This is a genomic window from Clostridioides sp. LIBA-7602, from assembly GCF_056688945.1.
Genome location: NZ_CP196991.1, coordinates 2,431,040 through 2,443,891, shown reverse-complemented (window position 1 = coordinate 2,443,891; position 12,852 = coordinate 2,431,040). Strand labels below are relative to the sequence as shown.

12 protein-coding genes are annotated in these 12,852 nt (G+C 28.0%); 6 read left to right on the top strand and 6 right to left on the bottom strand.

From position 1 onward, the window contains the following. Positions 1–14: 14 nt before the first annotated feature. The 6 genes from ACTG45_RS11795 to ACTG45_RS11770 all read right to left on the bottom strand — a co-directional run bounded on the left by ACTG45_RS11795 (position 15) and on the right by ACTG45_RS11770 (position 5,885). On the bottom strand, positions 15–449 hold the full coding sequence (locus ACTG45_RS11795; protein ID WP_021385013.1) for a hypothetical protein: 435 nt from the start codon (positions 447–449) through the stop codon (positions 15–17). Between the two features lie 90 nt (positions 450–539). Beyond that, complete coding sequence (gene hydG / locus ACTG45_RS11790; RefSeq protein ID WP_479919034.1) at positions 540–1,916, bottom strand: [FeFe] hydrogenase H-cluster radical SAM maturase HydG; 1,377 nt, start codon at positions 1,914–1,916, stop codon at positions 540–542. Then, a complete protein-coding gene (gene hydE, locus ACTG45_RS11785; RefSeq protein ID WP_021385018.1) occupies positions 1,917–3,002 on the bottom strand; it encodes a [FeFe] hydrogenase H-cluster radical SAM maturase HydE in 1,086 nt (361 codons plus the stop codon). A 35-nt stretch (positions 3,003–3,037) separates the two neighbouring features. After that, on the bottom strand, positions 3,038–4,246 hold the full coding sequence (gene hydF, locus ACTG45_RS11780) for a [FeFe] hydrogenase H-cluster maturation GTPase HydF (protein ID WP_479919033.1): 1,209 nt from the start codon (positions 4,244–4,246) through the stop codon (positions 3,038–3,040). A gap of 14 nt (positions 4,247–4,260) precedes the next feature. Next, the gene (locus ACTG45_RS11775) at positions 4,261–4,512 is read right to left on the bottom strand and encodes a TM1266 family iron-only hydrogenase system putative regulator (RefSeq protein WP_003430584.1); all 252 of its coding nucleotides are present in this window, start codon (positions 4,510–4,512) and stop codon (positions 4,261–4,263) included. 332 nt (positions 4,513–4,844) lie between these two features. After that, positions 4,845–5,885 carry a M42 family metallopeptidase gene (locus tag ACTG45_RS11770; RefSeq protein ID WP_479919032.1) on the bottom strand — a complete coding sequence of 347 codons (1,041 nt, stop codon included), beginning with the start codon at positions 5,883–5,885 and terminating at the stop codon, positions 4,845–4,847. Positions 5,886–6,359: 474 nt separating this feature from the next. Here ACTG45_RS11770 and ACTG45_RS11765 point away from each other — a divergent pair, with 474 nt between their 5' ends. From ACTG45_RS11765 to ACTG45_RS11740, 6 genes are all read left to right on the top strand, one after another. Then, complete coding sequence (locus ACTG45_RS11765; protein WP_021384976.1) at positions 6,360–7,520, top strand: DUF819 family protein; 1,161 nt, start codon at positions 6,360–6,362, stop codon at positions 7,518–7,520. Positions 7,521–7,860: 340 nt separating this feature from the next. Continuing rightward, positions 7,861–8,022: a hypothetical protein gene (locus ACTG45_RS11760; protein ID WP_003424559.1), complete on the top strand. Its 162-nt coding sequence runs from the start codon at positions 7,861–7,863 to the stop codon at positions 8,020–8,022. Positions 8,023–8,214: 192 nt separating this feature from the next. Beyond that, positions 8,215–8,844: an endonuclease/exonuclease/phosphatase family protein gene (locus ACTG45_RS11755; RefSeq protein ID WP_479919031.1), complete on the top strand. Its 630-nt coding sequence runs from the start codon at positions 8,215–8,217 to the stop codon at positions 8,842–8,844. A gap of 237 nt (positions 8,845–9,081) precedes the next feature. Continuing rightward, a complete protein-coding gene (locus tag ACTG45_RS11750; RefSeq protein ID WP_021384988.1) occupies positions 9,082–10,341 on the top strand; it encodes a VanW family protein in 1,260 nt (419 codons plus the stop codon). 181 nt (positions 10,342–10,522) lie between these two features. Then, positions 10,523–11,503 (top strand): protein kinase domain-containing protein, encoded by a 981-nt coding sequence (locus ACTG45_RS11745; protein ID WP_234781117.1) that lies wholly within the window; start codon positions 10,523–10,525, stop codon positions 11,501–11,503. Between the two features lie 251 nt (positions 11,504–11,754). After that, positions 11,755–12,822, top strand: coding sequence for an RNA ligase RtcB family protein (locus tag ACTG45_RS11740; protein WP_479919030.1), 1,068 nt, complete (start codon positions 11,755–11,757; stop codon positions 12,820–12,822). The last annotated feature ends 30 nt before the right edge of the window (positions 12,823–12,852 follow it).

Below are 12,852 nucleotides of genomic sequence, written 5' to 3'. Positions count from 1 at the left end.
ATAACTCTTTTAAATTACCCACAAGTAAGAAGATTAGTTGATTCATTAAGGGTCATGTTTTGGATGTCATTCTTGTGAGCATCAGAAACAGTATTACGAGAATAGTTACCTTTGCTCGTATTATCTGTCAATTTAGTTATAATTAAGATTGCTAAAAGAATAAAAATTACTGTGTATAAAGCAATAACATAAGGTTTTCTTTTATATTTATATTTGTTGTTAAAAAAAGAATGACCATAATTATTTTTATTAACTTTAGATTTATTGGTATTTGTATTCTTTTTCTTGTTACTTTTCTTTTTATCATCCTTTTTTCTATTTTTAGGGTAAGGAATGACTTTGTGTGTATTATCAAGTTTGATATTTTTATTTTTTTGAATATTGCTTTCTAGGCTAGCTTTTTTTTCTCCAAATTGAATAGTTTTATTGGTATTGTTGTTATCTTTCAATGTTAATCTCCCTCCCTTAAACTTTCCCTTTAGATAATATTACTACTAACCTATAGAATATACAATAAATAATATATAAGTAACAAAATTTTATAAGTATAAATCTCTTTCTCCACGCTCTAAGGCAGTCATATTGTTAGATACTATGTTTCTTATATCTTCTCTTTCTATCTTAGCTATTTCTTCTGTGATAAGTTTTTTGCCCATAGCTTTAAGCTCATCATCACCATAATCAATTAGAAATTCATTTAATGTAGTAAGAGCATTTGGTGTACAGACATTGTGGATTTGGCGGCTTTTAGCTAAGCTCATAAATCTATCTCCAGTTCTACCTTTGCGATAACAAGCTGTACAATAACTAGGGATATATCCATCAGTTATTAATTCTTTAAGCACTTCTACAGGGCTTCTATGGTCTCCAACTTCGAATTGTTCTGTATTGTCACCATCTTCATATGCTTTATATCCTCCAACACCTGTCAGAGAACCTGCACTGACTTGTGATACACCATACTTTAGCAATTCATTTCTCATATCAGCAGTTTCTCTAGTGGACATTATGATTCCAGTAAAAGGAACAGCTAATCTAGTTATAGCTACTATTTTTTTGAACATATCGTCAGAAACTAAGTGAGGAAAATCTTCTAAACTCATTCCTTCAGCTTTTTTTAATCTAGGGAAAGATATAGTATGGAATCCTACTCCAAATTTTTCCTCTAAGTGCTCATTGTGCATCATAAGTCCTAGAACCTCAAATTTTGGGTCAGATAGACCAAATAAGACTCCAGCACCAACATCATCAACACCAGCTTCCATAGCTCTATCAAAAGCTGTTAAATGGTAATAGTAGTCATTTTTTATAGATTGACCATGCATTTTTATAAATGTTGGTTTATGATAAGTTTCTTGGAACAATATATAAGTTCCTATTCCTTTTTCTTTTAGTAACTTGTATTCATCTACGCTTGTAGCAGCTATGTTAACGTTTACCCTTCTTATATTTCCATTTTCGTTATATGTTGAGTAAATTGCATCTAAGCAATCTAAAATATAATTTATATCACAGTTCTTAGGGTCTTCACCGGCCTCTAGAGCAAGTCTTTTATGACCCATTTTTTCTAGTATTTTAACCTCTTCTTTTACTTCATCCATAGTAAGTTTTTTTCTTTTAAATTTGTTGCATGTACTGAAACCACAGTAAACACATTCATTTACACAGTAGTTTGATACATAAAGAGGGGCAAATAAAACCACTCTATTACCATATATTTCGTTTTTTATTTGCCCAGCTATACTAAATAATTTATCTAGTTGTTTTTTATCTTCTACTTCAAGAAGAGTAGCTATATCTTTATAACTAAGTTTTTCCCTTCTATCAGCCTTATCAAGTACCTTTTCAATATCATCATAAGTTGAATTTTTTGCATCCTCTAACAAAGAATTAATCAGTTCATGTTTTATGAACATTTACAAACGCCTCCATTCAATATTATCACCACGAGAATAGTCGACTTTAAGTCCTAGTGACTTGATGTTTTCTTCTAAACTTTCGTGATACTCACAAGCTTCTTGACCAGTAAAGGCTTTGTTATCATAAAGAGAATATTGTTTTCTAAATTCTTGAGGAGAAAGGTTTGGCATAATTACATTACAGCCAGCTAAAAGACCTGCATTTCTACCACTAGGGTTTATAGATGCAAGGGCTGTTGTAGCAGGTAATAAAACTTTTGGAAGTAGAAGTCTTGTAATTGAAAGCATAAGTAATGTCTTTTCTAAATCTCCATGTTTATAATCTTTAAATATTGTATCATGGTGTGGAATAAAAGGTCCTATCCCAACCATATGAGGATTTAATTCTTTTAGATATAATAAATCACGAACAAGGTCCTCATTGGTTTGAAATGGTGATTCAACCATAAATCCAGCACCTACTTGATAACCAATTTCCTTAAGGTTTTTTAGGCATTCCTTTCTAGTTTTAAGTTCAATGTTTGGCGGATGTAATTTTTTATAATGACTGTCTGTAGCAGTTTCATGTCTTAAAAGATATCTGTCTGCACCACTTAAAAAGTATTTTTTATATGAGTCATAACTCTTTTCTCCTAATGATAGTGTTATGGCACAATCCTCATATTTATTTTTTATGCTAGAAACAATTTCACATATTTTATCATCATTAAAATATGTATCTTCACCACCCTGCAAAACGAATGTTCTATATCCTATTTTATAACCTATATCACAACATTCAAGTATTTCATCAAGTGAAAGTCTGTATCTTGTGATATTTTTATTAGAAGATTGTATTCCACAATAGTAGCAATTATTTTTACAATAGTTTGTAAGTTCTATAAGTCCTCTCAAATAGATTATATTTCCATAATGTTTATTCCTCATGTCGCTAGCTTGCTTATAAAGATAGTTTCTTAAATTTTGTTCAAAGTTATATTCTTCATTGTCGATATTTTCTATTAAATATAGTAGTTCATCAAAGCTTAATGAATTTATGCTGTAAAGTTTATCTATAAAGTATTTAATCTTATTTTTAGTCATATACAAATATGTAATTATTAAATATAGTTAAATTTTTAGTAATTGAAAAGTTCAAGTGATCTTTCTAAAATACCTTTTACATATGCTATTAAAATACCATAGTTTACTATAGGTACATTGAAAGATTTTGCCTTTTCTATTCTAGATAACATTCCAGCTCTATTCATCATACAAGCTCCACAATGAACTACAAGTGCATATTTATTTATATCTTCAGTGAAGGATACTCCGGAACTAAATTCAAAAGTAATATTTTTACCAGTTTTCTTTCTAATCATGTTAGGAATCTTTACTGTTCCAATATCATCAGTCTGTCTGTGATGAGTACAACCCTCAGCCATCAAGACTTTATCACCATCTTTTAAATTTTCTAAAGCATAAGCGCCATTAATTAATTCTTTAAGGTCTCCCTTTTGTCTAGCAAATAATATAGAAAAAGATGTAAGAGGAATATCTTTTGGAGTATCTTTATCTACCTTTGGAAATACTTGAGAGTCAGTAATAACAAGTTTTGGTTTTTTGCCTAAGCTAGATAGAGTTTCTTTTAAACTATCTTCCTTTGTAACGATAGAAATTGCCCCAGTATCTAAAATATCCCTTATAACTTGCTGTTGAGGAAGTATAAGTCTTCCCTTTGGGGCTGCTTTATCTATTGGAACTACTAAAACAACTAAATCATTTGGTTCAATTAAATCTGATACCAATTTAAACTCAGTACTGTCTTTAGGCAAGACTCTTATTATTTCATTCTTTAAATCTTCAATTCCAATTTTATCTGTTGATGAGACAGAAACAACTGGACATTTAACTTTATTCTTAGTTAAGTCTAAAATTTCAGAGTGATTTTTGATTGTATCAATCTTGTTAAGAACTAAAATATGAGGTATATTCTTATCACTAAACTTTTCAATTAGTGTTAAATCTTCTTTTGATATACCAATTTGGCAATCAACTACTAGTAAAGCTATATCTGTTTTTTCCAAAACATCTAATGATTTACTTATTCTAAGTTCACCAAGTTCACCAACATCGTCAAGACCGGCAGTATCTATAAGAACACAAGGTCCTATAGGAAGGATTTCCATTGGTCTAAATACTGGGTCTGTAGTAGTTCCAGCAACATCTGACACTATTGCAGCACTTTGATTTGTTATAGCATTTATTATGCTAGATTTACCTGCATTTCTTTTACCAAAGAGACCTATATGTACTCTTATTGATTGTGGAGTAGAATTTAGACTCATTTGTACTCACCACCTTAAATTTCTTTTTTTGATATACTAGTTTTTACAGATACATGAGGTATGTTTCCCAATTTACCAGTCAAACTATTGATAGTATCCATTTCGCCAACAACTGCTATACATACAATCGATACACCTTCTTCTTCACAAGGAATTCCCATTCTGCCTTTAATAATACCTTTAAAACCTGACACAACCTCATTAAATTTAAGCTGACATTCTTTTGGCTCTTCTAAAATAGCACTTATGACTGCAACCTTTTTCATAAATATCCTCCTAACTCAGAAAATATGTCTTAAACAAATCCAAAATCAAAAAACTTTTCTTTTAAAGAAAAGTTTCTACAAAAGAAAAGTTATTAATTACACAAGTATAATGTGCTATATTAAACTATTTCCTTACAGATTAGATAACTCTTTTCTGGTAGGGTTAGCTTGTAAAAATTTAATTTAACAACAATTAACTAAAGAAAATTGAAGCTACTTATATAATAGTAGTAAATTTAAATTAAGTCTATAGAAAAACCAATTTTTGTATAAAAATAAAACTTAAATTTGGTTATTTGTTAAGAAATGACTTTAGTAAAATTTGTATTTAATTATTTTTTAAGCATATAGTTTATAAGCAATTTTAGAGTGTTTTCGATAGCTTCTATATGAGTCCTTTCATAGTGGTGACTATTGTTTGTTCCAGGACCAACACATGCTATTTGAACGTCTTCTCCCCAACGAATAGCTTCTGAAGCATCTGAACCATAGAAAGTAAATACATCGACAGTGTAGTCTAAATTATTGTCTTCTGCAACATCGACAAGCTTGTTTCTTAAATTAAAATCATACAATGATAAATTATCTTTTGCAACTATAGTCACACCATGTTCACTAGATGTTTGACTTGGTCCAGTTGGTGCTATATCTATTGCTACAAATTCTCTTGTTTTTTCAGGTAAAGCTTTAGAAACACCATGTCCAATTTCTTCGTAATTACTTATATAAAAATTGGTAGTATGTTTAGGTGTTAAGTTATTTTCCTTAAAATATCTGCATATTTCAAGAACCATTGCTACAGCTGCTTTATTATCTATATATCTAGATTTTATAAAACCAGATTCTGTAGCTTCAAAACGGTGGTCTAGACATACAAAATCTCCAACACTTATTCCTAAATCTAATACATCTTGCTTTGTAAATACTTTTTCATCAAGTCGGATAATCATTGTTTCTTCATTTCTTTCTGATGCAGCTTTTGTTTGACCATATATATGAGTAGAAGCGTATTTAAATACAACACTTCCTCTAATTTTTTTACCTTTTCTAGTTATAATAGTACAGTTTTCACCTTCTATAGCAGCCCAACATCCACCACCAACTTTATGGTATTTAAGAGTACCATCAGATGATATTTCTTTTACCATAGCTCCAAGTGTATCCATATGTGCAGATATTGTTATTTGATTTGAATCATCTTCACCAGGAAGAGTAGCTATAAGTGCACCTTTTTTTGTAAGAATAGTATTAAGACCTAATGATTCAAAATCTTTTTTACTTTCTAAAACTGCATTTTCAGTATATCCAGCTGGACTTGGGATATCTAAATATTTTTTCATTAAATTTATAGTATTAGTTAAATTTAAATTCATATTATTTCCTCCTAAAAAATATATATTCATACAAATTATAACATAAATACGAATGTTCTGAAAACTAAAAATGAAAGAAAAAAATCTAAACGTATTTAAAAAAAAAGTATATAAAATAAATTTAATTTATATTATATAGATTTAAAGTAAAAATAGTTTTATTACATAATTAATAAAGATAAATATAAAACAAAACGAATAAATAAATAAAATATTTAGTTTAATTATCTTTACAAATAAAAATTTTAGTAATAGAATAATTGTTGAAAAAGATTTTAAATTCAGATTATTCATTTCTAAAGTAATTAATCTGCAAACCTTTATTAATATATGTAAATAGTTAGGTATATATGTATTTAATTAGCACAATATAGATAAAAATATTTATTTTAATTGTTTATTTTCTGAAGAAAAGGTCTTTATTAGGAATCATAAAAAATAAAATTAATTAGGAAAAGAGAGGATGTGTATAATGTGATTGAGAATGGATTTGTATATTGTAGTTTCTTGGTTGTATTTGTAGGTGTAATTTTTTTTATGGTAGATAAATTGAAGTGGAAAATATTTGATGTCATCAATCCGATGCTTTTAATCTACTTAGGAGCAGCTATACTAGCATCATTTGGTTTGTTTGCACAAAATGATGATGTTGGAACGTATCAAAATATAATAACAGTAAATTTTTTGCCATTAATGTTAGTGTTCTTGTTAATTCAATGTGATTTAAGAAAAATATTAAAAATGGGTCCTAAAATGTTATTATCGTTTTTCTGTGCTACATTTACATTTATGCTTGGATTTGTCATAGCATTTATAATTTTTAAAGGTTCAATGGGTGCAGATTCATGGAAAATTCTTGGGGCAGCATCTGGTTCATGGATAGGTGGCTCATCAAATATGATTGCAGCAGCTAATGCTCTAGGAGTTGCGGAAGAAGGTCTTAGCTATGCAATACTTATGGGTTCTATAGGATATACAGTATGGATGTCTGTTTGTCTAATGTCTGTAAAATTTGGTCCTAAATTTAATAAATGGACAAAGTGTGACACAAGTTTTATAGATGAGGTTACATCAAAGCTTGAAAAAGAAAATAAAGATAATACAGCACCTACATTTGTAGAACTTATGACTTTACTTTCTGTTGGATTTGGAGTAGCAGCTTTCGCACAAATTGTATCTAAGATACTTCCAACTTCAGGTATACTTAATGAAACTATGTGGGTAGTACTTGTTGCATCTACAGTATCAATATTATTAGGTATGACTAAAATATCAAAACTTAAGGGAAGTACATTAGTAGGAAATGTGTTTATGTATTTACTTCTTGCAGCTACAGGTAGTAAAGCAAATTTCTTTGGGTTGTCAGAAGCTCCTGTTTACATAATGTTTGGTTTAGTAGTAGTTCTTGTACATGCTATTTCATTTATAGGACTTGCGAAACTGTTTAAGCTGGACCTATTTACTTGTGAGGTAGGAAGTATAGCTAATATAGGAGGAGTAACTACAGCTCCTATGATTGCTGGAGTTCATAATCCAGTATTAATACCAGTAGGTGTGCTTATGGGACTTTTAGGAAATGTCATAGGTACTTATTGTGCTCTTATGGTAACTCAAATATTACATATGTTAGCTTAATAAAAAATAATACAGAATTAATGATTTTATATAAGAAAAGTCATCTCAATTTAAGTGTAAGCTTTTATGAGATGACTTTTTTGTTTGACAATATAATTCGTTTAAAAAATATATTTTGACATATTTAGTGCATAATATTGGAAAATTTACTAGAATCGAGATATATTTAATTTTTGTATTGAATCGAACGTCTGTATGATGTATAATAAGTATATAGAACGAATGTTTGCAGAACGGGTGTTTTTTGAATTTATTTTAATAATTTATGAATATATACCAGAATACATAAATATATTTAAATATAAAGATTAAAAAGAATTTAAAGGAGTGTTGATAACTTATGATAATTCCATCAAGAAGAATACAAGATATAACATTAACAAATTTAAAAAATGGTGAAGTAACTTTAATTGAATTGGATGAAATATATAAGAAGATGGGATTTTTATTTGTTGTTAGTGAAGGCAAATTGAAAAAGATAAAAAAGGAGAATCATCATTAGAAATGAATGAAATAATAAATATTATAATAGTTTATAAAACCTAACTTATGTAGAATATAAATACTTAAGTTAGGTTTTTTTGTGATAAAGTTTATAATTAGTTGATTTTATAACCTAAGTAATAGTTTTAAATAAAGAGTAGATAAGTTTAAATTTTAATAAGTATTATATTACATAAGAGGTGATATTATTATGAAAATAGTAACCTACAATATTCATAAAGGCATGGATTCAAATAATAGATTAACTTTAACTAAAATGGGAATATATTTGAAAAAATTGGATTGTGATGTAATTTGTTTGCAAGAAGTATTATATCCTCAATTTTTAGCTTTAAAAACTGTTTTAAATATGGATGGTGTATTTGCTACAAATGTGAAAAAAGTAAGTATGATATATGGTATTTGCACATTTACAAAATTTAAAATATTAAATAGCAATCATTTTTTCTTAACTAGCAAAAAAGAACAACGAGGGGCACTTTGTATAACTATAGATGCATATGCAAGAATTATAAATGTAATAAATACTCACTTGGGGCTTGATAGACAAGAAAGAGCAAAACAATTGGATGAAATAATAGATTATAGGAATAGATTAGTAGGTATAGTTGTTTTGTGTGGTGACTTTAATGAGAAAAATGTCTTTTTAAGCATGTTCAATGATATGGCCATTTCACTAAACAAGTCTTATTTACCAACATTTGAAAAATCAAAATCTAGAATAGATTACATTTTTGTTAATAAAAATGTTGAATTAAAAGGATATGAAGTAGAAAAAGTTTACCTATCAGACCATTATCCTGTAATAGGTTATATTTAAATTCTAATATAAATCAAGTTAATTATTATAAAACCCTTAATTTTTTTATTAAGAAATAATAAAAAAATATAATAAAAAAATATCAAAAATAAAACTAATTATAAGACATAAATTTACAATAAAGTTACATTTGATTAAATTCCTTGTTTAAAAAAAGCTATTCAAATATAATCTAAAGTAGTTTTGAAATGGAAACTCTATCAGGCAAAATTAAGAGTGTTAAAATGAGGTGAAGTTATGGGCAGAAGTGCAACAAGGGTTTCAAGATTAGGAAAAGAAAGAAAGAGAAATCTTATAATAGTATTAGCAATTTTAGTTGTAGCTATAGGAGGATTTACTTATTTTTTTAATAACAAATTTCTGTATAATGGGAAAATCGCTAAAAATGTGTATATAGAAGGAGTAAATGTATCTGACATGACTAAAGAAGAAGCATTAAAAGCTATAACAGGTAAGTATACTCCAGAAGATTTAAATCTTAGCTATGATGGGAAAAAATATACGATATCTCCAAAAGATATTGATTTAAGATATAATACAGAAGAAGTTGTAAAAAATGCGTATGAGACTACAAAAAAAGGCTCTTACTTTCAAAACTTAAAAAAATATATTGATATAAGAATAAATAAACTAGCTCTAAAAATAGAATCCAGTTATGATGAAGCAAAGCTTAGTTCTAAAGTATCTTCTATAGCAGACAGTATTAATGTCAAAATGAAAAATGCATCTATTAGTGTTGGAAGTGGAGGATTGAATTACACAGATTCTGTTGTGGGCAGAGAGTTCGATTTATCAGCAAACAAAGAATCTATATATGATATGATAAAAAATAAAGAGCATAAATCTTTAGAACTTAAAGTAAATCTTCAAAAACCAGATATAACAACTGAACAAGTAAAAACTGTGAATTCTGTTATAGGTCAATATTCAACTACTTATTCTCAGGCCGTGGAAGGTAGGTCGTATAATGTAGGTCTGTCAGCAAGAAAAACTAGCGATGTATTACTGATGCCAGGTGAAGAGTTTTCATATAATAAACTTACAGGACCTAGTAACAAAGCTAATGGATATAAGGATGCACCAGTTATAGTTTATGGAAAATTAGAGCAATCAGCAGGCGGAGGTGTTTGTCAGACATCTTCAACAGTTTATAATGCTGCTCTTATTTCAGGAATGGAAATAACTCAAGTTACAAATCATTCATCTGCATCAACTTATGTACCTAAAGGAAGAGATGCTACTGTGAGTGATGGTGGATTAAATTTAAAGTTTAAAAATCCATATAACCATCCTGTATATATTAAAAACTATGCAGGTGGAGGAAGTGTGTCATCAGTAATATATGGTAACTCTAGTGACAAACCTAATATATCGATAGAAGTGAAGCAGACTGGGCAAAATAAGTATTCTACATATAGAATATTTAAAGATTCAAATGGAAAAGTCATAAAAAAAGAACATATATCAAATAGTTCCTATAAAGAATTAAAAAAATAAATCATTTTTTAAAGTGATATTTATACAAAAAAACAAGGAAGCCTCTGACTTTCTTGTTTTTTTTGTATAAAAGTAACATTATTGATTCTTGTTTTGATATTAGAGTCATTAATATATAGAAAATATTCCTATATATTGGTATAATTGTAAATAGATTTAGTTATATAAAATGTATGAGGAGGTGACATGGTTGAATTTTATAGGCAATAGATATGAGGTAGTAAATTCTGATGACGTTTTAGAAATTAACAAAATCTATAAAGCTAGAGATGTTTTTTACAGAAAAAATGTGCTAATAAAAGTCATAAAGCACAATAATTATATCTGTGAGGATTTTGTTTCAAATTTAATTGATGAAAGTACTGCTTTAGATGAAATAAACTCTCCTTATATACTAAAAATAATAGATGTTGGAATTCATTGTACAGAAGAAACAACACTGTATTACGTTGTAAGTGAAGACTTTAATGGTATTGGGCTAGATGAATTAATTCTAGGTAATTATCTTCATTTAGAAGCAATTGTAAATATAATGATACAAGTTTTAAAAGCTTTAGAAATGATACATAGAAATCATTCATATCATGGCAGTTTAAAATCAAGTAGTATAATAGTAGATACAGAATATAATATCAAAATTTGTGACTTTGGAATTACAAAAGCAAATAATGGGGTTAATACAAGAAGCTATGGAAATAGAAGATATTTATGTCCACATCAACTATGTATAAATTATACCGATAAAGAAAGTGATTTTTTTGCAACAGGACTTATTTTATTTGAGTCTATATTTAAAAAATTACCTTTTGGAGAATCAAATTCAGAAGAAAAAATATTACAATCTATTGATAAAGGCTTAGATTGGAATAGTATAAAAGCAATTAATGGAAATATAGAACTTATAAATGTTATAAAGAGGCTTCTTGGTAGAAATAATAAGTATACTAGGGCCAATGATATTATTGTTGATTTAAGTAAAGTGATGTATGAAAAAGCATATATAGAAGTTGAAGATGAAAAGAAGGAAGAGAAACGAGATAAAGTCGTACAGGTAAAAAAAGAAGAAAAAATTAAAGTGAGAAAGAAATTACATAAAAAACTTGTTGTTGCTGGTCTAGCAATAGTCATGATTTCGATGATTATTATTAGTTCTATAATATAAAAATTATATATTACATATTTTAAAATCAATATCTATAAATAATATACATATAGATGTAAAATTTAACGTATTCATAAATAATGAGAGGAAGTGGTTATTATGTTAGCAAAAAATAATGAGGTATCAAATATCTAAGCATATTTTAACAAATAGCCACCTGCTTTTGTAGTTTAGAATAAAAAGCTGGGGCTAAAGGTCACAGCTTTTTTGCTACTTTTTAAAGGCAGGAGCATATTAAAAAGGAGCAAAGTATGAGTAAAATAAAAATAATAGCAAGTAATAAGTGTTGGATTGAAGATATAGCAAAGAGACAACTTGAAGATATTTCAAGCTTAAATGGAGTTTTAAAAGTAGTAGGATTACCTGATTTACATGCAGGTAAAATACCTGTGGGTTTAGCTGTTGAAACTAGAGATATTATTTATCCACATATAATTGGAAATGATATAGGGTGTGGAATGACTTTGTTTAAAACTGGGATTTTAAAAAAGAAATTTAAAAAAGACAGATGGATTAAGTCTCTTGGCAAGATTAAAGACTTATCTGATATAGAAATAACAAATAGATATGAAGAAGAAAGTCCAATTTTAAATTTAGGAACTATTGGAAGTGGAAATCATTTTGTAGAATTTCAATGTGTAAATGAGGTCTATAATAAAGAAAAATTTGAAAAATTAAGATTTTCAGAGGATGATATAATGATGCTGGTTCACTGTGGCTCAAGAAATTATGGAGAGACTATTTTGAACAAATTTTATAATAAAGATGGTATCGAGGTTGAAAGTGAGAAAGCAAGAGATTATATGGAAAATCATGATAAGGCTTTAATTTGGGCAGAGCGTAATCGTGAAGTTATCAGTAAAAAAATTATGCAGTCAATAGGTACATCTGGAAATCTCAAAAAGATATTATCTATAAATCATAATTTTATAGAGAAAAGGGAAGATAAATTTATACATAGAAAAGGTACTGTTTCGAGTGAAAGTGGAGCTGTAATTATACCAGGTTCAAGAGGTAGTTTATCATATATAGTTATGCCTACTGAAAATACAGAGATATCTTTATACTCTCTGTCACATGGAGCAGGTAGAAAATGGTCTCGTTCAATTTGTAAATCTCGCCTTAAAAACAAGTATAATAAAGATACCATAAAACAAACTAAATTTAAAAGTCATATTCTATGTAATGATATAAATTTATTATTTCAAGAAGCTCCAGAAGCATATAAAAACATAGAGCAAATTATTGAAAGTTTGATAGAATATAAACTTATTCAAGTGGTGGCAACTATGAAACCACTGATTACTTATAAAGGTTAATTTTCAAAGTCAAAAAAGGTTAAAACCATA

Bases quoted from the DNA above. Each gene is read 5' to 3' on its own strand.
- hydG (WP_479919034.1), bottom strand. From the start codon at position 1,916: ATGTTCATAAAACATGAACTGATTAATTCTTTGTTAGAGGATGCAAAA.
- ACTG45_RS11775 (WP_003430584.1), bottom strand. From the start codon at position 4,512: ATGAAAAAGGTTGCAGTCATAAGTGCTATTTTAGAAGAGCCAAAAGAA.
- hydE (WP_021385018.1), bottom strand. From the start codon at position 3,002: ATGACTAAAAATAAGATTAAATACTTTATAGATAAACTTTACAGCATA.
- hydF (WP_479919033.1), bottom strand. From the start codon at position 4,246: ATGAGTCTAAATTCTACTCCACAATCAATAAGAGTACATATAGGTCTC.
- ACTG45_RS11740 (WP_479919030.1), top strand. From the start codon at position 11,755: ATGAGTAAAATAAAAATAATAGCAAGTAATAAGTGTTGGATTGAAGAT.
- ACTG45_RS11760 (WP_003424559.1), top strand. From the start codon at position 7,861: ATGATAATTCCATCAAGAAGAATACAAGATATAACATTAACAAATTTA.
- ACTG45_RS11770 (WP_479919032.1), bottom strand. From the start codon at position 5,885: ATGAATTTAAATTTAACTAATACTATAAATTTAATGAAAAAATATTTA.
- ACTG45_RS11750 (WP_021384988.1), top strand. From the start codon at position 9,082: ATGGGCAGAAGTGCAACAAGGGTTTCAAGATTAGGAAAAGAAAGAAAG.
- ACTG45_RS11755 (WP_479919031.1), top strand. From the start codon at position 8,215: ATGAAAATAGTAACCTACAATATTCATAAAGGCATGGATTCAAATAAT.